Below are 26,866 nucleotides of genomic sequence, written 5' to 3' on the forward strand. Positions count from 1 at the left end.
CTCTTCACTCAGGAGTTCATCATGCCTCTCACCCGAATCGCGCTGCGCGCCGGCAAGCCGGCTGACTACCGTCTAGCGCTCACGCAGGGCATCCAGCGCGCGCTGATCGACGTTTTCAACGTGCCCGAAGACGACATCTTCATGGTCATCAGCGAGCACGACGCGAGCAACTTCGTCTACGGGCGCAACTATCTGGACATCGAGCGCAGCGACGATTTCGTGCTGATCCAGATCGCCGCGAGCAACACGCGCACTGTCGAGCAGAAGAAGGCGCTCTATCAACGCATCGCCGACAACCTCGCCGAGAGTCCGGGCGTGCGTCGCGAGGATGTGTTCGTGAATATCGTCGAGGTGCTGAAGGAGAACTGGTCGTTCGGCAACGGAATCGCGCAGTACGCGCTCTGAGCGCTTTCGCGCGGCCGCTCGCGGGCTTTCGGCGAAGTGCGCGTCGCTATAATGGCTTGCACCCTTGACAGCCATTTGCCGACGCGCGCGAGCCATGACGACCGATCACAACGACGCTTCCCACGACCCTTTGCAATTCGGCGGCTCCGTCTGGTTTCGTTCCGGCGAACAGACGCTCGGCGGCGCGCAACGCATCGCGCTGCTCGCGGCAATCGGCGAAACGGGCTCGATCACGGGCGCGGCCAAAGCCATCGGCATGAGCTATAAGGCCGCGTGGGACGCCATCGACGCAATGAACAACCTCGCCGGCGAGACGCTCGTCGTCCGCTCGACGGGCGGCAAGGGCGGCGGCGGCACGACGCTCACGCCGCGCGCGCGAACGCTGATCGACACGTTTCGCGCGGTCGAGCGCGAGCACCGGCTGTTTCTGGAGCGCGCTGGCGCGGCGATTGCCGGATTCAGCGACGACTGGCAGCTGATCGGCCGCATCGGCATGAAAACGAGCGCGCGCAACCAGCTGTACGGCAAGGTCAGCGCGATCCAGCGCGGTACCGTCAACGATGAAGTATCGCTTGCGCTGCCCGGCGGACAGGTCATCGTCGCGATCGTCACGCACGAAAGCACGGAGATGCTCGGGCTCGCGGTCGGTGGGGAAGCCGTCGCGCTCGTGAAGGCGTCGTCGGTGCTGCTGGCTGCGGACGACGGCACCGCGCAACGGCTGTCGACGCGCAACCGGCTGCGCGGCGAGGTGTCGGCGGTGCAGCGCGGGGCTGTCAACGCGGAGGTGTCGCTCGCGCTCGAAGGCGGCGCCGTCGTGACGGCGGTCGTCACGAACGAGAGCGTCGACGAACTGCGCGTCGCCGAAGGCGAGGCGCTCGTGGCCGCGTTCAAGGCGTCGAGCGTGATTCTCGGCGTGACTACTGCTTGAAGCGTGATGGGCCGATAGCGCCGCGCTTGCCGGGCGCAGTCCCGCCCTGCTGCCCCCTCACGAAAGCGTGCGCGCGTAGCCCTTGAACGGCGCGTTTTCGCGCACGCTGCCGTCGTACACCTGCACGACCTGATCGCCGAAAGCGGCGACATCGTCGGGATCGTGCGTGATCAACAGCATCGGAATGTCGAGCCGCGTCTGCAGATCGCACAGCTCGCGCCGCATGCGCTCGCGCAGCGCGTAATCGAGCGCGGAAAACGGCTCGTCGAGCAGCAGCAGCCGCGGCTGCGCGACGAGCGCCCGTGCCAGCGCCACGCGTTGCTTTTGGCCGCCGGAAAGCTGCGCCGGATGGTGCCCGGCGACGCTTTTCAGGTCCAGCGCATCGAGCCAGTAATCGATCTGCGGATGCGAAAAGCGCCGGCCCGGATTGAGCCAGCCTGCGTGCATGCCGAAGCCGATGTTCTGCCGCACGTTCAAATGCGGAAACAGCGCGTAATCCTGAAAGAGATACGCGAGGCGGCGCGCCTGCGGCCTCTGGTCGATGCCGCGCGCGCTGTCGAAGAGCGCGTCGCCGTGCAGCGTGATCTTGCCTTCGTCGGGGCGCAGCAGGCCCGCGATCGCCTGCAGCGTCAGGCTCTTTCCGGCGCCAGACGGCCCGAACAGCACGATGCGCTGCGCGCTCGCGGTGAACGACACGTCGAGCGTGAACTGGCGCTCGGGCGTGTGCAGGGATTTGCGGATGTCGACAGAAAGCGGCATGTCAGCGGGAAGTCATCAGCGAGTGTTGCGGCACGAGCCGGCCCGCGAGCAGCAGGATCGCGACGCAGGTAATCGACGTGACGAGCACGAGGAAATTGGCCGTGCCGTCGTCGCCGGCCTGCACGGCGGCGTAGACGGCCACCGACAGCGTCTGCGTGCGGCCCGGCAGATTGCCGGCGATCATCAGCGTCGCGCCGAATTCTCCGAGCGCGCGCGCGAACGCGAGCAACGCGCCCGCCAGAATGCCGCGCGACGCGAGCGGCAGCGTCACGCGAAAGAAAATGGCCGCCTCGCTGACGCCAAGCGTGCGCGCCGCGCGCTCGAGCTGCGGATCGACGGATTCGAACGCCGCGCGCGCGGACTTCAGCACGAGCGGAAACGCCACGACCATCGACGCGATCACCGCGCCCTGCCACGTGAACACCAGCTGGATATCGAAGCGGTCGAGCCATACGCCAATCACGCCGCGCCGGCCGAGCAGCACCAGCAGGTAATAGCCGAGCACCGTCGGCGGCATGACGAGGGGCAGCGTCAGCAAAGAATCGATCACGTCGCGCGCGCCCGAGCGCCAGCGCGACAGGCCGAGGCCGAGCGCGACGCCGAGCACGACGTTCAGCGCCGTCGCCCAACCGGCGACCTTCAGCGACAGCAGCAGCGGAATCCAGGCCTGTTCCATGATGTCGGCGCGATGGTTGGCCCGCTCAGTGCGCCGGCTTGAAGCCGTATTTCGCCAGCACGGCCTGACCGGCGGGTGACAGCACGAACGCGATGAACGACCGCGCATCGGCGGCATGCTTGCTGCCTTCGACCTGCGCGATCGGGTAAGTGATCGGCGTGGTCGTCGGCACGGTCAGCGCGACTTTGACCTTGTCGGGCATGACGGCGGCATCGGTGCCGAATACGAAGCCAGCGTCGACTTCGCCGCGCGACACGTAATCGAGGCTCTGGCGCACGTTGGCCGCGAGCACGCCCTTCGCGCTGACGGCGTCCCACACGCCCGCCGCCTTCAGCGCGCCTTCCGTATAGCGGCCCACAGGCACCGACGCCGGATCGCCGTATGCGACGCGCGTTACGCTCGCCGTCGTCAGCTCGTTCAGCGTCGAGGGCGCGCGCTTGCTGTCCGCGGGCACGATCAGCACGAGCGAATTCGCGGCGAAGTCGGTGCGCGTCGACGTCACGATCACCTTTTGCTCGACGGCCTTGTCCATCGCTTTCTGATCGGCGGAAGCAAATACATCGGCGGGCGCGCCCTTCGTGATCTGCTGCATCAGCACGTCCGATGCGCCGAAGTTGAAGAGCAGCTTCGTGCCGGGATGCTGCTGCTGGTACGCGTCGCCGACGCCCTTGAACGCGTTCGTCAGGCTGGCGGCGGCGGAGACGATGATCTCGTCCGCGCGAGCCTGAGCGCTGAAAGCGAACGACAGCGCGCTCGCGGCGAGCATGGCGGGCTTCAGCAAGCGGTGGATCGACGTGGTGAACATGGATGCATGGCGCCGGCTGGCGGGAAACGCGTGGAAAACGCCATCGTAATATATGTTCGGTTATAGCGCTCGACATGTTGATCATATCGGGGCCGCAATGGCGAATTTCTATGCGTCGGAATCCTGCAGCGGCACTGCGACGTTGCGCGTATTCGGCAACGGCGAGAACAGCGCGACAGGCACGCTCGTATCGCGCAGCCCCCGCCAGCAGCCACGGACGAACGGCCGGTCGTGGCCGGAAACCTTCAGCGCGATGTGCGTGACCCAGCGGTGCGTCGGCACGTGCACGTTGTGCAGGCCGAGCGCGATGAGCATCAGACTCAGCGCGACGGGGACGATCGGCATGCGCCCCGGCGTCGCGTTCCACGCGATGCGGATGAACACGAGCGCCGTCAGCGCGCCGACGATGCAGCCCGTGATCGCTTCCGAAGGCGAATGCGCCTCGATGACGATGCGCGAAAAGCTGACCAGCGCGCCGCCGAGCAGCGCCAGCGCCACGCCGGCCATACGCACAGCAGACGGCGCAGGCAGCAGCACGAGAAAGGCCGCGACGGGGTAGACGGCGGTGGCGAGCATCGCGTGTCCGCTGAGGCCGGTGAAGTCCCATACGGGCACGCCGACGCCCCAGCCGAGAAACGCCACCTTCGTCGCCGTGACCAGCGCGACGGCCGCGCCGAGGAGAAAGAGCCAGCCGGCGCCGAGCTTCCACGAATAGCCAACGGCCAGCCACAGCGCGATGGCCAAGGCGAGCGGCAGCGTCAGTCCGGCGCCGCCGAAGCTCGTGATCAGATACCAGAAGTGATATGGCAGGTGAAGCATGGGCATTCTTGACGACATATAACCGGGCGCCGCGTGTTGCGGGCCAGCGGCCGGAAGATTCGGGGCGCCGTGCGGCAGTGCGGGATCAGATTCCACATTTCCCTGAGCACTTGCGCTCGGCGCGTATTCTACAAGTATAGAGGGAGCGGTTCGGCCCAAGTCGCAAACGGAAACGCGATAAGTGACAGATGCTAGGACAATTCGGAAATCGTCTGATGAAAAGCACGCGGGGACGGGCTTTTCGCTAGATCCACATCGGCCAACGTTCAGCATCGCACCGAGATTGGTGTTATTGTGCATCGCACAAGTCCGCTTTTGAAGCGGACAGCATTGATCCCTATTTGCGAGAAATCCTATGCCAAAAAGCTTCACGAAGATCTGGCTAGGCGGCCTCAAACGCCTTTTTGCGATCCAGACGGAGCACGCCCGCGCGACGTTGAAGCGTGCGCCCAAGTCCAAACGCGCGGTGACGCGACCTGCGTCGCCCGTCGCCAAGCCTTCGGTGAAAGTGCGCAAGACCGTCACCCGCGACGTGCCGCAGCGCGGCGCGCGCGAGTCGCGCGTGCGGCCGCGCGCCGCCGCATGGGCGGGCGGCACGTGGACCCGCTCGTTCCATTCGGCGCCTGCCGCGCCGGGCAGCCTCGTCAATCATCTGCAATACGGGCTGTATCTGCCCGCGGGCAAGCCGCTCAAACACGTGCCGCTCATCGTGATGTTGCACGGCTGCAAGCAGTCGATCGACGAATTTGCCGAAGGCACGCGCATGAATCTGCTCGCCGATCGCTACGGCTTCGCGGTTGTATACCCGGAGCAGTCGAAGCACGCGCACGCGCATCGCTGCTGGCATTGGTACGACGATACGGACCGCGCCGGCCGGGCAGAGGCGCGCTCCGTGGTATCGCTCGTCGATGCGCTCGTCGAGTCGTACGGTTTCGACCGCGAGCGGGTCTACGTGGCCGGGCTGTCGGCGGGCGCGGGACTCGCGGCGCTGCTGGCGCTGCACTTCCCGGACCGTTTCGCGGCCGTCGCGCTGCATTCGGGACCAGCGTTCGGCGAGGCGCACTCGGGCATCACCGCAATGGACGTCATGCGGCGCGGCACGCGTCAGGACCCGGTGACGCTCGTCGACGCCGTGGCGGACGTCACGTCGTATCCGGGCATGCCGGCCATCATCCTGCAGGGCGAGTCGGATCATGTCGTCGCGCCCGTCAACGCGGAACAGCTGACCGAGCAGTTCCTGCGGTTGAACGGCATCGTCGATGCGCAAGGCGTGCGCAAGGTCGGCGACGTGAAGGAGGACCGCAAGGCAACCGTCATCACGCGCGACTACACGCGCGGTGGACGGCGCGTCGTTCGGCTGTGCCGCGTGCAGGGGCTGGGCCACGCATGGAGCGGCGGCGACGATGCCGTCCCGTTCCACTCATCGAAAGGGCCGGATGCGAGCGGACTGTTGTGGGATTTCTTCAAGCATCAGCGCCGCGCCGAGCCGGCGCGCACGGCTGTGCGCGCCGCGGAAGGCGTCCGTCCCCGCGTCAGTTGACAAATTGCCACACTTCGAATCGGGCGCTGGCGTGCACCTAGGGTTTTCCCTATAATACGGGTTATCCCTAGGTGTCAGTCACCTAACGCCACATTCGAGGTCCACCATGTATCTGATCAGCCGCTTTTTCCTGTTTTTGACGAAGTCCTACGACGAGCGCGTCAAAGAGCGCAACGACGCCTACCTGGCTGAAGCCTCGGATCTGTACGACCTCGAGTTCCGCATGCGCAAGATTGATCGCGAGTCGCAAATGCGCCATCCGTCGTGGATGAGCCAGAACTAGGCAGATTCGCGCTGGCCGGCGTGTGAGCCGGACAGAAACGCGCGCTCAACGTGAGCGTAGCGCGCCAGCGTCGCCTGGCGCGCTTTTGCATGATCGACGGCAGGCTGCGGATAATCCTTCCCAGCGCCACGCCTTAATTCTTCAGATCGTCGGGCGCCGCCCGCCAGGGCGCGTGAATCCCTTCGCGGGCACGTTCTCCAGTTCCGGGCAAGAAGCTTTGATAAAGCGCCGTTGCGGATCGAGTTTTTTCCGATTGCGTCAGCGGGTTGAAGATCGGGAACCACGGCTGCGCATCGCCCCCCGTCGATCCCGTTCGCTGCCAGCCGTTGTGTTCGCCACAATGGCGCGCATCGCTATCGGACTGGCACGCGACAAAGATATCGTACAAATCGTTAGTGTGCAAACTATATTCGCTGTCGATGCAATAGGCGATGCAATAGACATTGTCGATAAGCGCGGCAGCCGCGGCCGGCCCGCGTCTCAGGAGCGCTCGAGGTAGTCGGTCAAGGTGCCGCGCAATTGCGTCAGATCATCGCGCAGCCGCGTGAGGAATCCGGGTGTCTGCTGGGTCGCGCAGAAGATTTCGCCCGGCACATCGCGTGCAGTGCGTTTCAGCGCAACGCCCGATTTCGTCAGCCGGATAAAGACGAGCCGTTCGTCCTCGGTGCCGCGCAGGCGCTCGATATAGCCTTGCGCTTCGAGCCGCTTGAGCAGCGGCGTGACCGTCGCCGAATCCAGATTCAGGCGCGCGGCGATGTCCTTCACCGTGACGTCGTCGCTTTCCCACAGGATCAGCATCGTCAGATATTGCGGGTAAGTGAGTCCGAGCCGGTCGAGAATCGGCTTGTACGCTTTAGTCATCGCAAGGGACGTCGAATAGAGCGCGAAGCAGAGTTGCTCGTCGAGCGTGACGGGAAAAGCGGTGCGCTGGGTCATATCCGTCCCCCTGAAGTGAAGCGTGCGAATGGATTGTGTGCAAACTATTGTGCCGCAAAAAACGGCACGACGGAGTGATCCGACGGGCAGGAAACCCACGCCGCATCGCAGGTTCGAAGAAAGCCGGCTCTTGCGAAGACGGCTCTTACGAAGGCGACTCTTAGGAGGACGGCGAAGAAGGCGCAGGCGGCAGCGGCTGTCCGGGCGATTGCACGCCGAAGCAGCCGCGATACGTCGCATAGAACGAGCAGTAGAGCATCGTCGTGACGATGATCGACGCGGGCATCAGGATCACGAGCGCGAGATCGCCAGCGCCGATCGCCTGTAGCAGCGCGGACAGTCCGATCGACACCGTCGTCGCGACGGCGAACCACAACGCGCCGTACACGGTGAATGCGCCGCGATTTCGCCAGCAACTGACGATGCTGAAGAACATCGCCTTGATGGTCGGCACGTCGTGCCATGCGGTGAGGATCGGCGCGAACCAGAACAGCATCGCGACGGGCACATAGAATGCGAGCGCCGTCAGCACGGCCAGCGGAATATCGCTGTTCGCGACGGCTTCGGGCTGCATCGACTCGCCGCTGATCATCAGATGCAGCAGCACGCCGCCGTCCGCGAGCGCGGAACCGAGCAGCACGATCGCCATCGCGATGATGTAGAGCATGCCGAGCAGCAGCAGACGCTTCGCGACCTGGCTGCCGTACGAGCGGAAGCCGTCGACGAGTATGGTCGGCAGCACCGGCTTGCCCGCAATCGTGTCGCGGCACGCCGCCATGAAGCCGACCGCGACGCCCGGAATCAGCATCAGCGGCAGCACGCCGCCGATGATCGGGATCAGCGAAATGGCCGTCATCGCGAGCAGATACGCGAAAAACAGCGTGAGAAACGCAAGCGGGTTCTTGCGAAAGAGCCAGATTCCTTGACGGAACCACACGTAGCCGGTTTTCGCCGGGACTTCGATCAGTTGCATGAGGTATGAATGCCAGGGAGGGCGACACCAGCGAGGCGCTCGCGAAGAATGCGCTCGAAATGGCCTGGATCGTGTGGCTTGAGCAGTTCGGCGGCGCGCGGCATATGGAAATCATACAGGCGAGACACCCAGAAGCGATACGCTCCCGCGCGCAACATGTCGCCCCAGTGCCGGTTTTCGGCGGGTGTGAACGGGCGCACGGTCTGATACGCGCGCAGCAACGCATCGACGCGCGCTTCGTCGAGCTTGCCCGTGGCGAGATCGACGCACCAGTCGTTGACCGTCACGGCGACGTCGAAGAGCCACTTGTCGCAGCCCGCGAAATAAAAATCGAAGAAGCCGCCAAGCGCGACTTCATGATGCGTATCGGGCGCGGCGTGCGCGAACAGCACGTTGTCGCGGAACAGATCGCAATGGCACGGACCTTCCGGCAGCGACGCATAATCCGCCGACGCGAAGAACGCCTGCTGATGCGCGAGTTCTTCCGTGAGCAGCGCGCGCTGCGCATCGGTGACGAACGGCACGATGCTCGGCACCGTTTCCTGCCACCATGGCAGGCTGCGCAGATTCGGCTGATGATGCGCGAAGTCGCGGCCCGCCAGATGCAGCCGCGCGAGCATCTGGCCCACTTCGACGCAATGCGCGACGCCGGGCACAAGCTCTGGCGCGCCGTCGAGTTTCGTGACGATCGTCGCAGGTTTGCCGTCGAGCATGCCGAACAGCGCGCCGTCGTCGCGCGGCATCGGGTCAGGCACGGGCACGCGATGCGACGCCAGGTGGCGCATCAGGTCCAGATAGAACGGCAGTTGCCCGGCCGTCAGCTTTTCGAAAATCGTGAGGACGTACTTGCCGCGCGTGGTCGTCAGAAAGAAATTGCTGTTCTCGATTCCGGATGTGATGCCGCGAAAGTCGACGACTTCGCCGAGATCGTAGTGGCGCATCCAGTCTGCGAGCTGGGCTTCGGTGACAGCGGTGAAAACGGCCATGCGTGGGACGTCGGATCAGGTTGTTCGGCTGGCGCGATGCCAGTGTGAGCCGGGGCAAGCGGGTTGAAAGCGTCGTTGCGTTCCCGGTGCATCTGTGTGCGTCGTCGCGACGGGCGCCGGATGCGATGTTCGCCGGCGCCTATCTGCTCGAAGCGGGCTTGAAACAGGCTTAAGCAGGCTTGAAGCACGCCGGCGTGCGCCGCCACGAATAGGCGCGCCGGCTTGCATAGGCGCGCCGGCTTGCGTCGATCAGTAATGCAGGTTCACGGACGGCAGGCGCGCGGGCGGCTTGCCGGATTCGTAAACCTTCGGCGACGTGTCGGTGGGCGCGCTCATCTGGTAGCGCGTGCCGAAGTTCGAGTGCACGTTGATTTCGACGGGCTTGCCCTTATCGCGGTATTCGGTGATTTCGGTGCCGTTGCCGCTGCGCTCATAGAAGCTCGGCGTACGCGGCGTGTTGATCTCGACTTTCGAACTGACCTCAGCCGCGGGACGGTTGATCGCTCTCAGATCCGGCAGGCCCGCGCGTTCGTTGGCTTCGGCTTGTGCGTCTGCGGCCGCCTGCGCGTCTTTCGCGGACGGGGCAGGCTGGGCAGCCATCGCCACGCCGCTGACGGCGAGCGCCAGCGCAACTGCGGCGGGGAAGAGCGGCTTCATGATGTTTCTCCGATAAGGTGGCCCGATTCTAGCAAATCCAGTGCTGCTCACGGGCATGAGCAGCGGGCGATAGCCTTATTTTGCGCGCTTCCCGCGCGGCATGCGCGGCGCGTGTGCGAGGCGTCGCGCGGCCCGCGCGATCATGCGCGCGCCTGATCGCGCAGGTCGCCGATGAGCAGGCGCGCGGACATCAGAAAGCGTGGGTTCCGTGGTAATGTCGTTGCATCAATCGAGGCGAACGAAGATGAACTACGATACCAATCAACGCGCGGTGCACATGCCCGCTAACGCGTTCCCGACCGAGGCCTTCGACGACGCCGCCGATGCCGTCACGCGCCTGTCCGCCATCTATGAAGCGAACACGTCGTTCTTGCGCGATGCGTTTGCGCGTTTCCGGCGCAACGAGCCGTTCGACCGCCGTGTGCGCGCCTGCTATCCGTTCGTGCGCGTGCGCACGGAAACAAACACGCATGTCGATTCGCGGCGCTCGTATGGCTTCGTCGCCGGTCCCGGCGTGTTCGAGACCACGGTGACGCGGCCCGATCTGTTCGGCAACTACTATCGCGAGCAATTGCGCCTGCTGGTGAAGAACCATCATGTGGCCGTCGAAGTGGGCGTGTCGGATCAGCCGATCCCGATTCACTTCGCGTTCGCCGAGGGCATCCATCTCGAAGGCGATCTGGACCGCGAGCGCCTGCTCTCGATGCGCGATGTGTTCGACCCGCCCGATCTCGCGCTGCTCGACGACCGCATCGTCAACGGCACCTACGAGCCGATGCCCGGCGAGCCGCATCCGCTCGCACTCTTCACCGCGGCGCGCGTCGACTTTTCGCTGCATCGGCTCAAGCACTACACGGCGACGTCGCCCACGCACTGCCAGAACTATGTGCTGTACACGAACTATCAGTTCTACATCGACGAGTTCGTGAAGCTCGGCCGCACGATGATGGCGAAGACCGACGCCGCCGATCTGCGCGCGTACCGCAGCGAGTACACGTCGTTCGTCGAGCCGGGCGACGTGATCACGTACAACGCGAATATCGGCGAGCAGGAAGACGAAGGCACGGCGCCGCCGCGCCTGCCGCAAATGCCCGCGTACCACCTCAAGCGCGCGGACGGCAGCGGCATCACGATGATCAACATCGGTGTCGGCCCGTCGAACGCGAAGACCATTACCGATCACATCGCGGTGCTGCGCCCGCATGCGTGGATCATGCTCGGCCACTGCGCGGGCCTGCGCAACACGCAGCGTCTCGGCGACTATGTGCTCGCGCACGGCTATGTGCGCGAGGATCACGTGCTCGACGACGACTTGCCGCTGTGGGTGCCGATTCCTGCGCTCGCCGAAGTGCAGGTCGCGCTGGAGCGCGCCGTCGCGCAGGTCACGCAGCTCGACGGCGTGGAGCTGAAGCGCGTGATGCGCACGGGCACGGTCGCGAGCGTCGACAACCGCAACTGGGAACTGCGCGATCATCGCGAGCCCGTGCAGCGCCTGTCGCAAAGCCGCGCGATCGCGCTCGACATGGAAAGCGCGACGATCGCCGCGAACGGCTTCCGCTTCCGCGTGCCGTACGGGACGCTGCTGTGCGTGTCCGACAAGCCGCTGCACGGCGAACTGAAGCTGCCCGGCATGGCCGACCAGTTCTACCGCGCGCAGGTCGACCAGCATTTGCAGATCGGCGTGAAGGCGATGGAGATTCTGCGCACCAACGGCCTGCACAAGCTGCACAGTCGCAAGCTGCGCAGCTTCGCCGAAGTGGCGTTCCAGTAGTGGGGTTCCAGTAGTGGGGTTTCAGCAGTAGCGTTCTCGGTAAGCGCGTGCGAGCGCCTGTCAGCCGATGAACGGGAGTCCGGCGAGCCCCGCGAGCGCGCCGGCTCCGAGCAGCCACAACGGGTGAATCCGCGTCTTGAACGCGAGCACCGCGCATGTGCCCGTGATGACCCACGCGAGCCACGACGTGTCCGACGCCTGCGCGATCAGAACCGCGCTCGCCGCGACGAGACCCGCCGTCACGGGCACGAGCCCCTTCTGCGCGATGCGCCGCCACGGGCGGTCCTTGAAGCGGTTCCACGCATGCATCGCAAGCAGCGTGACGACGGACGACGGTCCGAACTTCGCGAGCGACGTCACGAGCATTCCTGCCCATCCCGCCACATGCCAGCCGACGAGCGTCACCACCATCATGTTCGGCCCCGGCGCCGCCTGCGCGAGCGCGAAGAGCGCGCTGAATTCACTCGCGGGCATCCAGTGATGCACCTCGACGACCTGTCGCTGCATCTCCGGCAAGATGGTGTTGCCGCCGCCGAACGCGAGCAGCGACAGCTGGCTGAAGATGACGGCGAGCGCGATCAACGTATCGGTCATTTCGAAGTCTCGTTCTGGCGTGACGATAAAGCGGCGGCATCGGCTTTCGCCACGCGCGACGCGATGTAGATACTGAGCGGCGTCAGCACGAGCATCGTCGGCAGTAGCGGGAAGCGCAGCAATGCGATCGCGACGAAGCCCAGTGCGGCGATCGTCGCGGCCCTCGGGTCGTGGCGCAGCGGCAGCAGGATCTTGACGGCCATCGCGATCAGCAGACCGGCTGCCGCCGCCGCGAGTCCGGCGAAAAGATGCCGGATGTGCGGATCGTTTTGCGTGCGCTCGTAGATCACGCCCAGTGCGATCACGACGAGCGATGGTCCGGCGATCAAGCCGAGAATGCCCGCCAGCGCGCCGCGCAGGCCGCGAAAGCGCATGCCCAGCGCCACCGACAGATTGATCACGTTGCCGCCCGGCAGGAACTGGCACAGACCGAGCAGATCGGTGAATTCGGCGGACGTCAGCCAGCGGCGCTGTTCGACGATGGTCCGCCTCGCGAGCGGCAGCGCGCCGCCGAACGACGTCAGCCCAAGGCCCAGAAAGCCCATGAAGATTTCGCGCGAAGTCGGAGGGGGCGCATGCTCCGGCGCGTCGGGGTGCTGATCCATCGCGTTCACTATTCAGTACAAGGCGTGAAGATTAGCGCCGATTGCGGGCGGCGCAAAACGATTTCTCGGGTACATCCTTGTGATCTAGAATCACAAGGATGAATGCAAGGACGAACCGCAAGCTTCCCCCTTTCCCCGCGCTGCGCGCCTTCGAGGCCGCGGCGCGGCACGACAGCTTCACGTCCGCCGCGGATGAGCTTCATGTGACGCACGGTGCAATCAGCCGTCAGGTGGCGGCGTTCGAGGCGTGGGTCGGCGTGCAGGTTTTTCATCGCGTCGGCAAGCGCGTGCGGCTGACGGAAGACGGACGCCGCTATCTGTCGACAGTGCAGGCCGCGTTCGACAGCATCGCCGTCGCGACCGACCAGTTGCGCGACACAGGTGTCGTTCACGTGCTGCGCGTGAACGCGCTGCCGACGTTCGCAATGAAGTGGCTATTGCCGCGGCTTTCGCAGTTTCAGCGGATGGCGCCGAACGTCGAGTTGCGGCTGTCGACGTCGAACGCGCCCGTCGAAACACTCGACAGCTTCGACGTCGCCGTGCGGCGCGGGCCCGCGCACTGGCCCAATTGCGCGAGCGGGCAGTTTCTCGAAGAAAGCGAGCTGCCCGTGTGCAGTCCCGCGCTGTTGCAGCGCCTGCCGATCCATACGGCCGACGATCTCGCGCGTCATGTGCTACTGCATTCGGATACGCGGCCGGACGCATGGCAGCACTGGCTGCACGCGGCGGGCGTCACCGCGAAGTGCCGCAAGAAGCAGTCGTTCGATCACTTCTATCTGGCGTTGCAGGCGGCCGTGGATGGCCTGGGCGTCGCGCTCGGACCGACGCCGCTGCTCGACGACGAACTGGCGTCCGGGCGATTGGTAATGCCGCTGAAAGGACCGCGCATCGGCGCGCGTGGCTACTGGTGGGTCGCGCGGCGCGAAGTGGCGAATGCGCCGCTCGTCGGGCAGTTTTGCCGCTGGCTCGAAGCACAGGCGGTGCAGACGAAAGCTGAAACGGGAACAGAAACAGGAACAGAAACGGGAGCAGAAGGTGCTGAGCCGGCAACGACGCGCGGCAAGGCGGGCAATGCGCATGCCGCGTCGCGATAGCCGTGATGGCGGACAACGCAACGCATTGTCCGCCATCACGCATCAGACGATCACAGGTAGAACATCCGGTCTTCGTCCGACTTGACGGGATGCGCTTCGGGTTCTTCGCGCTCTTCATAGAACGCGAGCACGGCTTCGAGCACCTGGTCGGGCTCGTCGATCACCTGCATCAGGTTCATGTCCTCGGGATTGATGAGGCCCATCGGCACAAGTTGCGCTTCGAACCAGCCGAGCAGACCCTTCCAGAACTCCGCGCCGACAAGAATGATGGGCACGTGGCGCGACTTCTTCGTTTGAATCAGCGTGAGGACTTCGGCGAGTTCGTCGAGCGTGCCGAAGCCGCCAGGCATCACGATGACGGCATCCGAGTTCTTTACGAACGTGACCTTGCGCGTGAAGAAGTGACGGAAGCGCAGCGAGATGTCCTGCCACTGGTTGCCCGATTGCTCGTGCGGCAATTCGATGTTCAGGCCGACGGACGGTGCCTTGCCCGCATGCGCGCCCTTGTTGGCCGCTTCCATGATGCCGGGGCCGCCGCCGGAGATCACTGCGAAGCCTGCGTCAGAGAGCTTGCGTGCAATCGTAGTGGCCAGTTTGTAGTACGGCGAGTTCGGTTTGAGACGTGCCGAACCATAGATGCTCACAGCCGGGCGGATCTCCGACAGGTACTCGGTCGCCTCGATAAACTCTGCCATAATCGTGAACATCTGCCACGATGCGCGGGCCTTCTTGGCTGTTGCGCGCTCTTGATCTGCGAGCGATCGCAGACTCGGAATCACTTTTCTCTTAGTCATAATGCCTGAAGAACAGAACCTGGAAGGTAAGACCCTGCTATTGGTTGACGGTTCGAGTTATCTGTACCGGGCCTACCATGCGATGCCTGATCTGCGCGGTCCAGATGGCGGACCAACAGGTGCGCTCTACGGAATCATCAACATGCTGCGCCGTATGCGCAAGGAAGTTACGGCAGAGTATAGCGCGTGCGTGTTCGATGCCAAAGGCAAGACGTTTCGCGACGACTGGTATCCGCAATACAAGGCACATCGTCCGTCGATGCCCGAAGATCTGGCCAAGCAGATCGAGCCGATTCACGTCGCCGTGCGCTCGCTCGGGTGGCCGCTTCTGATGATCGAAGGCGTCGAGGCCGACGATGTGATCGGCACGCTCGCGCGGCGCGCGGAGCAGCGTGGCATGAAGGTGATCGTATCCACGGGGGACAAGGATCTGGCGCAGCTCGTGACGGATCATGTCACCCTCATCAATACGATGACGAACGAAAAGCTCGACCGCGAGGGCGTCGTTGCGAAGTTCGGCGTGCCGCCCGAACTCATCGTCGATTACCTGTCGCTGATCGGCGATACCGTCGACAACGTGCCGGGCGTCGAGAAATGCGGCCCGAAAACCGCGCTCAAATGGCTCACGCAATTCGGAACCCTCGATGGCATCGTCGCACACGCGAATGAAATCAAAGGTGCGGTAGGAGACAATCTGCGACGTGCGCTCGACTTCCTGCCGATGGCGAAAAAGCTCGTCACGGTCGAAACGGAATGCGATCTGACCGAGCACGTGAACTCGTTCGAAGAGACGCTCGCGACGCGCCCCGAAGCGCGCGAAGAGCTGCGCGATATCTTCACGCGTCACGGCTTCAAGACGTGGCTGCGCGAAGTGGAAATCGCCGATGCCGTCGAAGGGCCCGAGACGGATGTGCCGCCTGCGCCGACCGTCGACGGCGAGAGCGCGCGCGCGTACGACACCGTGCAGACGTGGGAACAGTTCGACGCATGGCTCGCGAAGCTCGACGCCGCCGAGATCACGTCGTTCGATACGGAGACCACGTCGCTCGACCCGATGGTCGCGCAGATCGTCGGCATTTCGATTGCGGTTGAAGCGGGCAAGGCCGCGTATATTCCGCTCGCGCATCGCGGGCCGGATGCGCCCGTGCAATTACCGCGCGACGAAGTGCTCGCGAAGCTCAAGCCGTGGCTCGAAAGCGCGGACAAGAAGAAGGTCGGCCAGCACGTGAAGTACGACGAGCAGGTGCTCGCGAACTACGGCATCGCGATGAACGGCATCGAGCACGACACGCTGTTGCAGTCGTACGTGCTCGAATCGCATCGTCCGCATGACATGGACAACCTCGCGTTGCGCCATCTCGGCCTCGCGACGATCAAGTACGAAGACGTGGCGGGCAAGGGCGCATCGCAGATCGGCTTCGACGAAGTGCCGCTCGACAAGGCCTCCGAATACGCGGCCGAAGATGCCGACATCACGTTGCGTCTGCATCATGCGCTGTATCCGCAGATCGCCGCGGAAGTGTCGCTCGATCATGTGTACCGGAACATCGAAGTGCCGACGTCGCGCGTGCTGCGCAAGATGGAGCGCAACGGCGTGCTGATCGATGCGGAAAAGCTGCGTGTGCAGAGCAACGAAATCGCGACGCGTCTCGTCGAACTCGAGAAAGAGGCGTATGAGCTGGCAGGCGGCGAATTCAATCTCGGCTCGCCGAAGCAGATCGGGCAGATCTTTTTCGAAAGGCTCGAGTTGCCCGTCATCAAGAAAACGCCGAGCGGCGCGCCGTCCACCGATGAAGAAGTCCTGCAAAAGCTCGCTGAAGATTATCCGCTGCCGAAAATCCTGCTCGAGCATCGCGGCCTGTCGAAGCTGAAATCGACGTACACCGACAAGCTGCCGCGCATGGTCAACGCGACCACGGGCCGCGTGCATACGAACTATGCGCAGGCCGTCGCGGTCACGGGGCGGCTCGCATCGAACGATCCGAATCTGCAGAACATTCCTGTGCGCACGGGCGAAGGCCGCCGCATTCGTGAAGCGTTCATCGCGCCGCCGGGTCACAAGCTCGTGTCGGCGGACTACTCGCAGATCGAGTTGCGGATCATGGCGCATATCTCCGGCGACGAAGCGCTGTTGCGCGCGTTCAAGCAGGGCGAAGACATTCACCGCGCTACGGCATCCGAAGTGTTCAGCGTGACGCCGCTTGAAGTGTCGAACGATCAGCGGCGCATCGCGAAGGTGATCAACTTCGGCCTGATCTACGGGATGAGCTCGTTCGGTCTCGCATCGAACCTCGGCATCACGCGCGATGCCGCGAAGCTCTATATCGACCGCTATTTCGCGCGTTATCCGGGCGTTGCTGCGTACATGGAGAACACGCGTTCGAGCGCGAAGGCGAAGGGCTACGTCGAGACCGTGTTCGGCCGGCGTCTTTGGCTGCCCGAGATCAACGGCGGCAACGGCCCGCGCCGTCAGGCCGCGGAGCGAGCCGCAATCAATGCGCCGATGCAGGGCACGGCCGCCGATCTGATCAAGATGTCGATGATCGCCGTGCAAAAGTGGATCGAGGAGTCGGGCATCGGCACGCGCATGATCATGCAGGTACACGACGAACTGATTCTCGAAGTGCCGGACGACGAGCTCTCCGATGTCCGCAAGCGCTTGCCGGAACTGATGTGCGGCGTCGCACAACTGAAGGTGCCGCTCGTCGCCGAAGTGGGCGCGGGCGCGAACTGGGAAGAAGCGCACTGACATGTCAGTCCTGCGTGCCACGACACACTGACACAGCATTGTTGCTTCTCCAGGTCAACTGACAATGAGCGGGACAGCGAGCGGGGCAACGTCGTTCGCAAGTCACAGTCGCAGATGACGGACTTGTGACTTGTCCCGCTGGTCGCCGACAATCGACAGAACGCGAATAAAAAACAAACGCGGCCGCACACGCGCGAAGCGAGCCGCACCGACGCACAACTTGTCGTTTCATACGGAGAGTCCTGATGCATCGTTTTGTCGTCGTGGGTGGTGGTGCGGGCGGTCTCGAGCTGGCGACGCGGCTCGGCGATCGTTATGCGCGCAAGAAGAGCAATGGCGTGCCGCTCGCGCAGGTCACGCTGGTCGACCGTTATCCGACGCATATCTGGAAGCCGCTGCTGCATGAAGTGGCGGCGGGCAGCATGGACCCTTTCACGCAGGAGCTCGAATACGCGGCGCAGGCGCGCTGGCATGGCTTCGAATTCCAGCAGGGTGAACTGACCGCGCTCGATCGCGCGGCGAAACGCATCACGCTTGGCCGCGTGCTCGACGACGACGGCGTCGAGCTTCTTCCCGAACGCGCGCTCGAATACGACACGCTCGTCATCGCGATCGGCAGCACGACGCATTTTTTCGGCGTGAAGGGCGCGCCGGAATATTCGATCGCGCTCGACACCGTCCAGCAGGCCGAGCGCTTTCGCAAGCGCCTCATTGCCGCCTGCATGCGCGCCGAGCATCAGGCGCACGAGCCCGTCGAGTCGAATCCCGGCACGCCGACATCGACGGAGCCGCGCATCCAGGTCGCGATCGTCGGCGGCGGCGCAACGGGTGTCGAGCTGTCGGCGGAACTGCGCAATACGGCGCAGGTGTTGTCCGCTTACGGGCTGCACAAGCTCGATCCGCGCCATGACGTCGGCATCGTGCTGATCGAAGCGGGGCCGCGCATTTTGCCGGCACTACAGGAGCGCGTATCGACGGCGACGGCCGAACTGCTGCAAAAGCTCGGCGTCAAGCTGATGGTGGGCGAGACGGTTGCGGAAGTCGCGCCGGGCCTCGTGCGCACGGCAAGCGGCAAGACCGTGCGCGCCGATCTGACCGTGTGGGCAGCGGGCATCAAGGCGCCGCCCGTATTGAGCCAGCTCGACGGCTTGCCCGTGAACCGGCTCGGCCAGTTGCAGGTGCGCCGCACGCTGCAGACCGAAATCGACGACAACGTGTTTGCGCTCGGCGATTGCGCGGCCTGCCCGTGGCCCGGCAACGAGCGCAACGTGCCGCCTCGCGCGCAGGCCGCGCATCAGCAGGCGAGCTTTCTGCTGCGCGCGTTCGGCAATATGCTCGAAAGCCGGCCGCTGCCGGAGTTCACTTACCACGACTTCGGCTCGCTGGTGTCGCTTGGGCACTTCAGCGCGGTCGGCAACCTGATGGGCGGCGTAATCGGCGGCAACATGCTGATCGAAGGGCTCTTCGCGCGCTTCATGTACATGTCGCTGTACCGGCTGCACATCGCGGCGCTGCATGGCTACGCGCGGATGGTGCTCGATACGTTCGCGCACTGGCTGCGGCGCACGACGCTGCCGCGCGTGAAGCTGCACTGATTGCCGGTCGATGCTTCTGCAACAGGAAGCGCTTGCGCGTATGCTGTGTCGGCTGGAGTTGGTGCTTGAGCGCCTACTGCGGTCGCATGCAGGGCGGTCGATGGGAGTTCGCGCTTTGGCTCTCGGCGGGAGTAAGTGCTTTGGCGCCGACTCCAGCGCCATGCCGAGCACTTGCTCCCGTCGCTGCAACATCTGTGCTTGCCTTCCTTGCCGTTCACCCTTGTCCTTTCATCAAGGAGCACCGCATGCTGAAGCCAGAAGTCGACAGTCTCGTTCCCCGCGTACCCTTCGATCGGCGCACCTTCATCAAGGCGGCGCTCGGCAGCGGCTTTGCGGCGTGCGTGCTGCCCGTGTCCGCGCAGACCATCCACACCGATACCGAAGGGCTCGATGCGGGCGAGGTCGGCATCCATTCGGGCGATACGCTGGTGCCTGCGTACCGCGCGCAGCCGAAGGGCAAGACGCATCTACCCGTGATCATCGTGATCCATGAGATCTTCGGCGTGCACGAGCATATCGCGGATGTCTGCCGACGCTTCGCAAAGCAGGGCTATCTGGCCGTCGCGCCGAACCTGTACGTACGCCAGGGCGATCCGACGAAGTATCCGTCGATGCAGCAGCTCAACGAGGAGGTCGTGAGCAAGGTGCCCGATGCCCAGGTGCTCGCCGATCTCGACGCGACGTTCAAATGGGCCGGCCAGCACGGCGGCGATGTGAACCGGGCTGGCGTCAACGGCTTCTGCTGGGGCGGGCGCATCACGTGGCTGTACGCGGAACACAATCCGCGGCTGAAGGCGGCCGTCGCGTGGTATGGGCGTGTGGTCGGCGACCAGACGCCGATGACGCCCGCCAATCCGATCGATCGCGTGTCCGATCTGCAGGTGCCCGTGCTCGGGCTGTATGGACGGCAGGATCAGAGCATTCCGCAAGACTCGCTGGAGAAGATGAAGCAGGCGATCGCGCAAGGGCCGCAGGCGGGGCGGGGCGCGCAGTTCGTCGTTTACGACGACGCGGGGCATGCGTTTTTTGCCGACTATCGGCCGAGCTACCGGCAGGCCGACGCCGAGGACGGCTGGAAGCGGGCGCTTGCGTGGTTCAGGCAGCATGGTGTCGGCTGATCGTGCTGTTGCGCCCGAGGTGCGGATTTCGCGCGATCGGGCTGCGGCGGCGTTGCGGTAACGTCGGATGCCTATGAAGTCGGCTTTATGTCGATGCCGCATGCTGTCCCGCTGTCTTTCGCCGCTTGCACGCCGCGCCGCGCGGATATCGACGACGCGCCAAGTTGCTGACCACGGCAAAAGCGCCGTGATCAGCGAAGGGCTAGCGATGACTCAAGGATTGGCGCCCGTCGCCACCGGCCGCGCCGGATCGGAACTCCATTCGCTCCACGACCCCGGATACAGCGCTGCGCCATGCAGTCCCGCGATCTCCATCGCGAGGGCGTTGTGGCACGCAGTAACGCCCGAGCCGCATTGCAGCACGACGTGCTCGGCGGCCACGCCCGGGATGACGGCGCTGAATTCGTCACGCAGCGTGTGCGCCGACTTGAAGCGGCCGTCCGCGGTCAGGTTGTCCTTGAAGAAGCGGTTGCGCGCGCCCGGAATGTGGCCGCCGACGCGATCCAGCGTTTCGTTCTCGCCGCGATAGCGATCCGCGGCGCGCGCGTCGATCAGCACGCGCTCATGCGTGCCGATGTTGCGCTCGACGGCCTGCGCGTCGACGGTCACGGCAAGCGGTGCGCCCGCCTTGAAGTCGCCCGTGACTTTGGGCGGCGCGTCGTGCGTCAATGTCTGGCCGGCCGCATTCCACGCCTGAAGCCCGCCGTCGAGCAGCGCGACGGAATCGTGACCCAGCCAGCGCAGCAGCCACCACAGACGCGCGGCGTACATGCCGCCCTGCTCGTCGTAGGCGACCACTTGTTGGCCCTGCTTGAGGCCGAGTTCGGCAAGACGGTCGACGAGCTTCTGGCGATCCGGCAACGGGTGACGCCCGTTGGTGCCCGTCTTCGGGCCCGACAGATCGCGGTCGAGATGCAGATAGTGCGCGTGCGGCAGGTGGCCCGCCGCATAGGCCTTCTCGCCGGCGTCGGTGTCGGCGAGATCGAAGCGGCAATCGGCGATGAAGACGCTGCCCGGCGCGGCAGCCAGACGTTCAGCGAGGTTATCGGCGGAGATCAGCGTGGTGTAGTGAGTGTGTGGCATGACGGCTCCTGAGAGACTGGCATCGGCAGCGCCGAACGATATGGGTAGTCTAAACAAAAAAAGACGGGCCGAAGCCCGTCTTCCTTTGCCGATAGCCGTCCGACGAATGCTCAGACCGTGCCGAGCTGGCGCCGCAGAAACTCGTGGAAGTGCTGCATCCCGTCTTCCATCGGGCTCTGATACGGACCGACCTGCGATTCGCCGCGTTCCAGCAGCGCGCGGCGTCCGGCGTCCATGCGCTCGGCGATCTCGTCGTCTTCGCGCGCCGTTTCCATGTACGCGGCGCGCTCCGCCTCGACGAAGTCACGCTCGAACAGCGCGATTTCCTCAGGGTAATAGAACTCGACGACGTTAGTCGTCTTCTGCGGACCGCGCGGAATCAGCCACGACACGACGAGCACATGCGGATACCACTCGATCATGATGCCCGGGTAGTACACCATCCAGATCGCGCCGAACTCCGGCATCTTGCCTTCGCGGTAACGCAGCACTTCGTCGTGCCACTTGCGGTACGTCGGGCTGCCCGGACGCGCGAGCTCGTTGTGCACGCCGACCGTCTGCACGCTGTACCACTCGCCGAACTCCCACTTCAGATCGTCGCAATTGACGAAGCTGCCGAGGCCCGGATGGAACGGCACGACGTGGTAGTCCTCCAGATAGACCTCGATGAAGGTCTTCCAGTTGTAGTTGCACTCGTGCACTTCGACGTGATCGAACATGTAGTCCGCGAAATCGAAGTGTTTCGCCGTGCCGAGACGCGCCAGATCTTTCGCGACGTCGCGACCCTTCGACTCGAACAGCAGGCCGTTCCAGCTTTGCAGCGGCGTGGCCCCGAGGTTCAGGCAGGGATTGTCGGCGAAATGCGGCGCGCCGAGCAGCTGGCCGTTCAGATCGTACGTCCAGCGATGCAGGGGACAGACGATGTTCTCCGTCTGCCCGCGGCCGTTCAGCATGATCGCCTGGCGATGGCGGCACACGTTCGACAGCAATTCGATTTGCGATTGCTGATTGCGAACGAGCACGCGTCCTTCGCTTTCGCCAGGCAAGGCGAAATAGTTTCCCGCTTCGGGAACCATGAGTTCGTGCCCGACGTAGCGAGGACCTTTCTTGAAAAGGATTTCGAGTTCGCGCTGGTGAAGCGCCTGGTCAAAGTAAGCCGTGACTGGCAGCTGGCTGTGGATAGCCTTCAGCTGCAATGCATTGCTCAGATTGGACATTCCCACTCCCGATGAAGACGTGAAAGCAGTGAACAACCCAACCATCGAAGATTCGATTTAGGGAGCCCGCGATTATACCTGTTTCCCCCTCCTTGGGGCGCTTAAGTACCTGATTTGGGTTAAAAATGTCGTAGAAGGCCGCGATTTCTGGCGCAAAACGCTGGATTCTTTTTTGTCGCCAGAAGTGTTGTGCAAGCGTCGCGCCTGCCCCGATTGGTGCGCTTGCAGGTCGAGAAGGTTCCTTTTGCCGTAGAATGTCCGACTTGTTTTAATTTTGCGACGATTCATGGCGAAGACCGCACCGACCGAGACGACGGGTTTGTCCCCCGCCAGCGCCGAAGGTTCCGACCAGACCCCGCTGCCCGAGAGCTACGAGGCGGCGCTGGCTGAGCTGGAAGGGCTCGTCGGGCGGATGGAAGGCGGCAGCCTCAACCTGGAAGAGTCGCTGGCCGCGTATCGGCGCGGCGCAGCGCTGGTGGCATTCTGCCAGCAGCAACTCGAAAAGGTGGAGCAGCAGGTGCGCGTCCTGGATGGCGAGACGCTCAAGCCGCTTCCCGTGAACACAACAGGTACAACCGCTGCCGACAGCGGAGACGATCTATGACATTCGAACAATGGATGCGCTCGGTGCTGGACCGCGTAGAGAGCGCACTCGACCAATACTTGCCGTCGGCGTCGACGGAGCCGGCGACGCTGCATGAAGCGATGCGCTACGCCGTGCTGGGCGGCGGCAAGCGGGTGCGCCCGCTGCTGTGCCATGCGGCGGGCGAGCTGACGGGCGCGACGGCCGCGAGCCTTGAAGCGGCGTCGGCGGCGCTGGAAATGATCCACGTTTATTCGCTCGTTCACGACGACATGCCCTGCATGGACGACGACGAACTGCGCCGCGGCAAGCCCACCGTGCACGTCAAGTATGACGAAGCGACGGCGCTGCTGGTCGGTGACGCGCTGCAGTCGCAAGCTTTCGTTGCGCTGACATCAGATGTGCTCGCGCCCGCGCAGCAGGCCGCGCTGGTGCGCGAACTGGCGCTCGCGAGCGGCTCGGTCGGCATGGCGGGCGGCCAGGCGATCGATCTGGCGAGCGTCGGACAGACGCTGACGCGTCCGCAGCTCGAAACGATGCACCGCCTGAAGACAGGCGCGCTGCTGCGCGCGGCCGTCCGGATGGGTGCGCTGACGGGTGGAACGCCCGATGCGACGACGCTGCAGGCGCTCGACGCCTATTCGGCTGCTGTCGGTCTTGCGTTTCAGGTCGTCGACGACATTCTCGACGTCACGACCGATTCCGCGACGCTCGGCAAGACGGCCGGCAAGGACGCGAAGGACGGCAAGCCGACCTACGTGTCGATCATCGGGCTCGACGCATCGCGCGCGCTGGCTGCGCAACTGCGCAGCGATGCGCACGAAGCCCTTGCCCCCTTTGGCGCCCGCGCACAGCGGCTCGCCGAGCTGGCTGATCTCGTGGTGAACCGGGTCAGCTGAAGTGGCTGTAACGCGAAAGCCCGCCGCCCGCACAAGAGCATTCGGGTGTGCGCGAATGAAGTGCGGGCGCGTAAGTTTTCCTACAATGGAACGACGATGTACGACTTGCTGAAAACCATTGACGACCCCGCGGACCTGCGCCGCCTCGATCGCCGCCAGTTGCAACCGCTTGCCGACGAGTTGCGTGCCTTCGTGCTCGACAGCGTATCGCAGACGGGCGGCCACCTGTCGTCCAACCTCGGTACGGTCGAACTGACAATCGCGCTGCACTACGTGTTCGACACGCCGCGCGACCGCATCGTCTGGGATGTGGGTCATCAGACCTATCCTCACAAGATCCTGACGGGCCGTCGCGACCAGATGTCGACGCTGCGCCAGCTCGGCGGCATCTCGGGCTTCCCGCGCCGCGACGAGTCGCCGTACGACACGTTCGGCACCGCGCACTCGAGCACGTCGATTTCGGCAGCCCTCGGCATGGCGATCGGCAGCAAGCTGCGCGGTGAAGACCGCTTCGCGATCGCCGTGATCGGCGACGGCGCGATGACGGCGGGCATGGCCTTCGAGGCGATGAACAACGCCGGCGTCGAAGACGACGTGCCGCTGCTCGTCATCCTCAACGACAACGACATGTCGATTTCGCCGCCCGTCGGCGCGCTGAATCGTCATCTCGCGCGCCTGATGTCGGGCCGCTTCTATGCAGCGGCGCGCGCAGGCGTCGAACGCGTGCTGCGCCACGCGCCGCCCGTGCTCGACCTCGCGCGCAAGCTCGAAGAACACGCGAAGGGCATGATCGTCCCGGCCACGCTCTTCGAAGAGTTCGGCTTCAACTACATCGGACCGATCGATGGCCACGATCTCGATTCGCTGATCCCGACGCTGCAGAACATCAAGGAACTGCGCGGCCCGCAGTTCCTGCACGTCGTGACGAAGAAAGGCCAGGGCTACAAGCTCGCCGAGGCCGATCCCGTGCTGTACCACGGTCCCGGCAAGTTCAATCCGGCGGAGGGCATCAAGCCGTCGACGACGCCTGCAAAAAAGACGTACACGCAGGTATTCGGCGAATGGCTGTGCGACGCGGCGGAACTCGATTCCCGTGTGGTCGGCATCACGCCCGCGATGCGCGAAGGCTCGGGCATGGTCGAGTTCGAAAAGCGTTTCCCGGATCGCTACTACGACGTCGGCATCGCCGAGCAGCACGCGGTGACGTTTGCAGGCGGCCTCGCGACGGAAGGAATGAAGCCCGTCGTCGCGATCTACTCGACGTTCCTGCAACGCGCGTATGACCAGCTGATCCACGACGTCGCGCTGCAGAACCTGCCCGTTGTGTTCGCAATCGACCGCGCGGGCCTCGTCGGCGCGGACGGTGCGACGCACGCGGGCGCCTATGACCTCGCGTTCCTGCGCTGTATCCCCAACATGACGGTGATGGCGGCATCGGACGAAAACGAATGCCGTCAGATGCTGTACACGGCGCTTCAGCAGCCGAACCCGACCGCCGTGCGTTATCCGCGCGGCGCGGGCACGGGCGTCGCGACGGTCAGGCAGATGGCCGCGATTCCGCTTGGCAAGGGCGAAGTGCGCCGCGAGACGTCGCAGCCGGCCGGCAAGCGCATTGCGATTCTCGCGTTCGGCACGATGGTCGCGCCGGCGGTGGCAGCCGCGGAGCAGCTGGATGCAACCGTCGCGAACATGCGCTTCGTGAAGCCGCTCGACGCCGACCTCGTGCGCGAGCTGGCCGAAAGCCACGACGCGATCGTCACGGTCGAAGAGGGCAGTGTGATGGGCGGCGCGGGCTCCGCGTGCGTGGAAGCCATGATGGACAGTGGGGTTATCCGGCCCGTACTACAATTAGGGCTTCCCGATCGCTTCATCGACCACGGAGATCCGGCCAAGCTGCTCGCCTCGTGCGGCCTCGACGCCGCAGGCATCGCGAAGTCCATCCGCGAGCGATTTGTGGAGCACGCAAGCGGCAAGTCGGTGAAACGCGTCGCTTAACATGGCGGGCCGCCGGAACGATTAAGCGGCTCGTTGCATCTACTCCAATATGAATCGGCGGGTCGCGTGCCCGCCGGGCTCCGCCGGCGCAAGCCGGCGGTTGTCATTTTGCGCGTTGATTCGCGCTGTCAGCTGTCAGTTGAGGATAAGAACATGAACCAGATGAACCCCGCCTTCGTGATGCCCGACGTGCAAAGCACGCTCGACACCCGCCAGATTCCGATTCAACGGGTCGGCGTGAAGGCGGTGCGTCATCCGTTGATGGTCCGCACGCCGGACGGAAACGTTCAGCCGACCATCGGCACGTGGAATCTCGATGTCCATCTGCCCGCCGAGGTGAAGGGCACGCACATGTCGCGCTTCGTCGCGCTGCTCGAAGAGAACAAGGCGCCGCTCGATGCGTCCGCGTTCCGCGCGATGCTCGCGTCCATGCTCGAAAAGCTCGAGGCGCCGGCTGGGCGTATCCAGGTGTCGTTCCCGTACTTCGTCAACAAGACGGCGCCCGTGTCGGGCGTGCAAAGTCTGCTGGACTACGAAGTGACGCTCACGGCCGATTCGCGCGACGGCGCGACGCGTCTGTTCCTGAAGGTGCTGGTGCCCGTGACGAGCCTGTGCCCGTGCTCGAAGAAGATCTCGGAGTACGGCGCGCACAACCAGCGCTCGCATGTGACGATCGACGCCGAGCTGGTCGACGACATGCCCGTCGAAGATCTGATCCGTATCGCGGAAGAAGAGGCGTCGTGCGAGTTGTGGGGCTTGCTCAAGCGTCCCGACGAGAAGTTCGTGACTGAACGCGCGTATGAGAATCCGAAGTTCGTCGAAGACCTGGTGCGCGACGTCGCAACACGTCTGAACGCGGATCGGCGGATCGTCGCGTATGTGCTCGAAGCGGAGAACTTCGAGTCGATCCACAATCACAGCGCGTATGCGGTGATCGAGAACGACAAGCGCAAGGCTTGACCACTTCTTTGCGTTTGACAGACAAACGGCCGCTCAGCGATG

General features: G+C 64.4%; 27 protein-coding genes. 13 read left to right on the forward strand and 14 right to left on the reverse strand.

The annotated features are described in order from the left end of the window. Window positions 1-21 precede the first annotated feature (21 nt). Together AABE10_RS03175 and AABE10_RS03180 are read left to right on the forward strand one after the other, a co-directional pair. Window positions 22-405 carry a tautomerase family protein gene (locus tag AABE10_RS03175; protein WP_342931825.1) on the forward strand — a complete coding sequence of 128 codons (384 nt, stop codon included), beginning with the start codon at window positions 22-24 and terminating at the stop codon, window positions 403-405. A 94-nt stretch (window positions 406-499) separates the two neighbouring features. After that, a complete protein-coding gene (locus tag AABE10_RS03180; protein WP_342931826.1) occupies window positions 500-1,333 on the forward strand; it encodes a TOBE domain-containing protein in 834 nt (277 codons plus the stop codon). 57 nt (window positions 1,334-1,390) lie between these two features. Here the strand turns inward: AABE10_RS03180 and AABE10_RS03185 are convergent, their stop codons facing one another. The 4 genes from AABE10_RS03185 to AABE10_RS03200 all read right to left on the reverse strand — a co-directional run bounded on the left by AABE10_RS03185 (window position 1,391) and on the right by AABE10_RS03200 (window position 4,392). Continuing rightward, entirely contained in the window at window positions 1,391-2,092 is a 702-nt protein-coding gene (locus tag AABE10_RS03185; protein ID WP_342931827.1) for an ATP-binding cassette domain-containing protein, read from the reverse strand. A gap of 1 nt (window position 2,093) precedes the next feature. Then, complete coding sequence (gene modB, locus AABE10_RS03190) at window positions 2,094-2,768, reverse strand: molybdate ABC transporter permease subunit (protein WP_342931828.1); 675 nt, start codon at window positions 2,766-2,768, stop codon at window positions 2,094-2,096. A gap of 25 nt (window positions 2,769-2,793) precedes the next feature. Continuing rightward, window positions 2,794-3,573, reverse strand: a complete 780-nt coding sequence (gene modA, locus AABE10_RS03195) for a molybdate ABC transporter substrate-binding protein (protein ID WP_342931829.1) — start codon at window positions 3,571-3,573, stop codon at window positions 2,794-2,796. 108 nt (window positions 3,574-3,681) lie between these two features. Then, entirely contained in the window at window positions 3,682-4,392 is a 711-nt protein-coding gene (locus tag AABE10_RS03200) for a phosphatase PAP2 family protein (protein WP_342931830.1), read from the reverse strand. A gap of 355 nt (window positions 4,393-4,747) precedes the next feature. Between AABE10_RS03200 and AABE10_RS03205 the strand changes: the two genes are divergently transcribed. Beyond that, window positions 4,748-5,932 carry an extracellular catalytic domain type 1 short-chain-length polyhydroxyalkanoate depolymerase gene (locus AABE10_RS03205; protein ID WP_342931831.1) on the forward strand — a complete coding sequence of 395 codons (1,185 nt, stop codon included), beginning with the start codon at window positions 4,748-4,750 and terminating at the stop codon, window positions 5,930-5,932. A 106-nt stretch (window positions 5,933-6,038) separates the two neighbouring features. Beyond that, window positions 6,039-6,215: a DUF3563 family protein gene (locus AABE10_RS03210; protein ID WP_342931832.1), complete on the forward strand. Its 177-nt coding sequence runs from the start codon at window positions 6,039-6,041 to the stop codon at window positions 6,213-6,215. 133 nt (window positions 6,216-6,348) lie between these two features. On the opposite strand, the gene AABE10_RS03215 is transcribed toward AABE10_RS03210, so the two are convergent. The 5 genes from AABE10_RS03215 to AABE10_RS03235 form a co-directional block, all read right to left on the reverse strand. Next, window positions 6,349-6,618, reverse strand: coding sequence for an FAD-binding domain-containing protein (locus tag AABE10_RS03215; protein WP_342931833.1), 270 nt, complete (start codon window positions 6,616-6,618; stop codon window positions 6,349-6,351). Window positions 6,619-6,695: 77 nt separating this feature from the next. Further along, window positions 6,696-7,151 carry a MarR family transcriptional regulator gene (locus AABE10_RS03220; RefSeq protein ID WP_342931834.1) on the reverse strand — a complete coding sequence of 152 codons (456 nt, stop codon included), beginning with the start codon at window positions 7,149-7,151 and terminating at the stop codon, window positions 6,696-6,698. 160 nt (window positions 7,152-7,311) lie between these two features. Beyond that, window positions 7,312-8,124 (reverse strand): BPSS1780 family membrane protein, encoded by an 813-nt coding sequence (locus AABE10_RS03225; protein WP_342931835.1) that lies wholly within the window; start codon window positions 8,122-8,124, stop codon window positions 7,312-7,314. Continuing rightward, entirely contained in the window at window positions 8,115-9,110 is a 996-nt protein-coding gene (locus AABE10_RS03230) for a homoserine kinase (RefSeq protein WP_342931836.1), read from the reverse strand. Before AABE10_RS03230 ends, AABE10_RS03225 begins: the two co-directional genes overlap by 10 nt. Window positions 9,111-9,359: 249 nt before the next feature. Further along, window positions 9,360-9,767, reverse strand: coding sequence for a hypothetical protein (locus AABE10_RS03235; RefSeq protein ID WP_342931837.1), 408 nt, complete (start codon window positions 9,765-9,767; stop codon window positions 9,360-9,362). A gap of 244 nt (window positions 9,768-10,011) precedes the next feature. Here AABE10_RS03235 and AABE10_RS03240 point away from each other — a divergent pair, with 244 nt between their 5' ends. Continuing rightward, window positions 10,012-11,538 carry an AMP nucleosidase gene (locus AABE10_RS03240; protein WP_342931838.1) on the forward strand — a complete coding sequence of 509 codons (1,527 nt, stop codon included), beginning with the start codon at window positions 10,012-10,014 and terminating at the stop codon, window positions 11,536-11,538. Window positions 11,539-11,598: 60 nt separating this feature from the next. On the opposite strand, the gene AABE10_RS03245 is transcribed toward AABE10_RS03240, so the two are convergent. Beyond that, the gene (locus tag AABE10_RS03245) at window positions 11,599-12,132 is read right to left on the reverse strand and encodes a chromate transporter (protein ID WP_342931839.1); all 534 of its coding nucleotides are present in this window, start codon (window positions 12,130-12,132) and stop codon (window positions 11,599-11,601) included. Then, window positions 12,129-12,737, reverse strand: a complete 609-nt coding sequence (locus AABE10_RS03250) for a chromate transporter (protein WP_342931840.1) — start codon at window positions 12,735-12,737, stop codon at window positions 12,129-12,131. Before AABE10_RS03250 ends, AABE10_RS03245 begins: the two co-directional genes overlap by 4 nt. A 98-nt stretch (window positions 12,738-12,835) precedes the next feature. Here AABE10_RS03250 and AABE10_RS03255 point away from each other — a divergent pair, with 98 nt between their 5' ends. Then, window positions 12,836-13,831 carry a transcriptional regulator GcvA gene (locus tag AABE10_RS03255; protein ID WP_342931841.1) on the forward strand — a complete coding sequence of 332 codons (996 nt, stop codon included), beginning with the start codon at window positions 12,836-12,838 and terminating at the stop codon, window positions 13,829-13,831. Window positions 13,832-13,881: 50 nt separating this feature from the next. On the opposite strand, the gene AABE10_RS03260 is transcribed toward AABE10_RS03255, so the two are convergent. Next, window positions 13,882-14,625: a TIGR00730 family Rossman fold protein gene (locus AABE10_RS03260; protein ID WP_087735609.1), complete on the reverse strand. Its 744-nt coding sequence runs from the start codon at window positions 14,623-14,625 to the stop codon at window positions 13,882-13,884. Window position 14,626: 1 nt separating this feature from the next. Between AABE10_RS03260 and polA the strand changes: the two genes are divergently transcribed. The 3 genes from polA (at window position 14,627) to AABE10_RS03275 (ending at window position 20,087) form a co-directional block, all read left to right on the forward strand. Next, the gene (gene polA / locus AABE10_RS03265) at window positions 14,627-17,374 is read left to right on the forward strand and encodes a DNA polymerase I (RefSeq protein ID WP_342931842.1); all 2,748 of its coding nucleotides are present in this window, start codon (window positions 14,627-14,629) and stop codon (window positions 17,372-17,374) included. A gap of 245 nt (window positions 17,375-17,619) precedes the next feature. Continuing rightward, window positions 17,620-18,969 (forward strand): NAD(P)/FAD-dependent oxidoreductase, encoded by a 1,350-nt coding sequence (locus AABE10_RS03270; RefSeq protein ID WP_342931843.1) that lies wholly within the window; start codon window positions 17,620-17,622, stop codon window positions 18,967-18,969. A gap of 245 nt (window positions 18,970-19,214) precedes the next feature. Next, complete coding sequence (locus AABE10_RS03275; RefSeq protein ID WP_342931844.1) at window positions 19,215-20,087, forward strand: dienelactone hydrolase family protein; 873 nt, start codon at window positions 19,215-19,217, stop codon at window positions 20,085-20,087. A gap of 213 nt (window positions 20,088-20,300) precedes the next feature. On the opposite strand, the gene AABE10_RS03280 is transcribed toward AABE10_RS03275, so the two are convergent. Both AABE10_RS03280 and AABE10_RS03285 read right to left on the reverse strand, forming a co-directional pair. Continuing rightward, window positions 20,301-21,170 (reverse strand): sulfurtransferase, encoded by an 870-nt coding sequence (locus tag AABE10_RS03280; protein WP_342931845.1) that lies wholly within the window; start codon window positions 21,168-21,170, stop codon window positions 20,301-20,303. 110 nt (window positions 21,171-21,280) lie between these two features. Continuing rightward, window positions 21,281-22,387 (reverse strand): aromatic ring-hydroxylating dioxygenase subunit alpha, encoded by a 1,107-nt coding sequence (locus tag AABE10_RS03285; protein ID WP_342931846.1) that lies wholly within the window; start codon window positions 22,385-22,387, stop codon window positions 21,281-21,283. 286 nt (window positions 22,388-22,673) lie between these two features. Here AABE10_RS03285 and AABE10_RS03290 point away from each other — a divergent pair, with 286 nt between their 5' ends. From AABE10_RS03290 to folE2, 4 genes are all read left to right on the forward strand, one after another. After that, entirely contained in the window at window positions 22,674-22,991 is a 318-nt protein-coding gene (locus AABE10_RS03290) for an exodeoxyribonuclease VII small subunit (protein ID WP_342931847.1), read from the forward strand. Beyond that, window positions 22,988-23,869: a polyprenyl synthetase family protein gene (locus AABE10_RS03295; RefSeq protein ID WP_342931848.1), complete on the forward strand. Its 882-nt coding sequence runs from the start codon at window positions 22,988-22,990 to the stop codon at window positions 23,867-23,869. Before AABE10_RS03290 ends, AABE10_RS03295 begins: the two co-directional genes overlap by 4 nt. Window positions 23,870-23,965: 96 nt before the next feature. Beyond that, entirely contained in the window at window positions 23,966-25,864 is a 1,899-nt protein-coding gene (dxs, locus tag AABE10_RS03300) for a 1-deoxy-D-xylulose-5-phosphate synthase (protein ID WP_342931849.1), read from the forward strand. 153 nt (window positions 25,865-26,017) lie between these two features. Then, window positions 26,018-26,824, forward strand: a complete 807-nt coding sequence (gene folE2, locus AABE10_RS03305) for a GTP cyclohydrolase FolE2 (RefSeq protein ID WP_342931850.1) — start codon at window positions 26,018-26,020, stop codon at window positions 26,822-26,824. Window positions 26,825-26,866 lie beyond the last annotated feature (42 nt).

Source organism: Paraburkholderia diazotrophica, assembly GCF_038900755.1.
Lineage (GTDB): Bacteria > Pseudomonadota > Gammaproteobacteria > Burkholderiales > Burkholderiaceae > Paraburkholderia > Paraburkholderia diazotrophica_A.

Coding starts and splice junctions, on each gene's coding strand:
- modB (WP_342931828.1), bottom strand. CDS start 2,768: ATGGAACAGGCCTGGATTCCGCTGCTGCTGTCGCTGAAGGTCGCCGGT.
- AABE10_RS03290 (WP_342931847.1), top strand. CDS start 22,674: ATGGCGAAGACCGCACCGACCGAGACGACGGGTTTGTCCCCCGCCAGC.
- AABE10_RS03220 (WP_342931834.1), bottom strand. CDS start 7,151: ATGACCCAGCGCACCGCTTTTCCCGTCACGCTCGACGAGCAACTCTGC.
- AABE10_RS03295 (WP_342931848.1), top strand. CDS start 22,988: ATGACATTCGAACAATGGATGCGCTCGGTGCTGGACCGCGTAGAGAGC.
- AABE10_RS03280 (WP_342931845.1), bottom strand. CDS start 21,170: ATGCCACACACTCACTACACCACGCTGATCTCCGCCGATAACCTCGCT.
- AABE10_RS03245 (WP_342931839.1), bottom strand. CDS start 12,132: ATGACCGATACGTTGATCGCGCTCGCCGTCATCTTCAGCCAGCTGTCG.
- AABE10_RS03270 (WP_342931843.1), top strand. CDS start 17,620: ATGCATCGTTTTGTCGTCGTGGGTGGTGGTGCGGGCGGTCTCGAGCTG.
- folE2 (WP_342931850.1), top strand. CDS start 26,018: ATGAACCAGATGAACCCCGCCTTCGTGATGCCCGACGTGCAAAGCACG.
- AABE10_RS03285 (WP_342931846.1), bottom strand. CDS start 22,387: ATGTCCAATCTGAGCAATGCATTGCAGCTGAAGGCTATCCACAGCCAG.
- AABE10_RS03210 (WP_342931832.1), top strand. CDS start 6,039: ATGTATCTGATCAGCCGCTTTTTCCTGTTTTTGACGAAGTCCTACGAC.
- dxs (WP_342931849.1), top strand. CDS start 23,966: ATGTACGACTTGCTGAAAACCATTGACGACCCCGCGGACCTGCGCCGC.
- AABE10_RS03185 (WP_342931827.1), bottom strand. CDS start 2,092: ATGCCGCTTTCTGTCGACATCCGCAAATCCCTGCACACGCCCGAGCGC.
- AABE10_RS03250 (WP_342931840.1), bottom strand. CDS start 12,737: ATGGATCAGCACCCCGACGCGCCGGAGCATGCGCCCCCTCCGACTTCG.
- AABE10_RS03205 (WP_342931831.1), top strand. CDS start 4,748: ATGCCAAAAAGCTTCACGAAGATCTGGCTAGGCGGCCTCAAACGCCTT.
- modA (WP_342931829.1), bottom strand. CDS start 3,573: ATGTTCACCACGTCGATCCACCGCTTGCTGAAGCCCGCCATGCTCGCC.
- AABE10_RS03230 (WP_342931836.1), bottom strand. CDS start 9,110: ATGGCCGTTTTCACCGCTGTCACCGAAGCCCAGCTCGCAGACTGGATG.
- AABE10_RS03275 (WP_342931844.1), top strand. CDS start 19,215: ATGCTGAAGCCAGAAGTCGACAGTCTCGTTCCCCGCGTACCCTTCGAT.
- AABE10_RS03180 (WP_342931826.1), top strand. CDS start 500: ATGACGACCGATCACAACGACGCTTCCCACGACCCTTTGCAATTCGGC.
- AABE10_RS03175 (WP_342931825.1), top strand. CDS start 22: ATGCCTCTCACCCGAATCGCGCTGCGCGCCGGCAAGCCGGCTGACTAC.
- AABE10_RS03200 (WP_342931830.1), bottom strand. CDS start 4,392: ATGCTTCACCTGCCATATCACTTCTGGTATCTGATCACGAGCTTCGGC.
- AABE10_RS03240 (WP_342931838.1), top strand. CDS start 10,012: ATGAACTACGATACCAATCAACGCGCGGTGCACATGCCCGCTAACGCG.
- AABE10_RS03235 (WP_342931837.1), bottom strand. CDS start 9,767: ATGAAGCCGCTCTTCCCCGCCGCAGTTGCGCTGGCGCTCGCCGTCAGC.
- AABE10_RS03225 (WP_342931835.1), bottom strand. CDS start 8,124: ATGCAACTGATCGAAGTCCCGGCGAAAACCGGCTACGTGTGGTTCCGT.
- AABE10_RS03255 (WP_342931841.1), top strand. CDS start 12,836: ATGAATGCAAGGACGAACCGCAAGCTTCCCCCTTTCCCCGCGCTGCGC.
- polA (WP_342931842.1), top strand. CDS start 14,627: ATGCCTGAAGAACAGAACCTGGAAGGTAAGACCCTGCTATTGGTTGAC.
- AABE10_RS03260 (WP_087735609.1), bottom strand. CDS start 14,625: ATGACTAAGAGAAAAGTGATTCCGAGTCTGCGATCGCTCGCAGATCAA.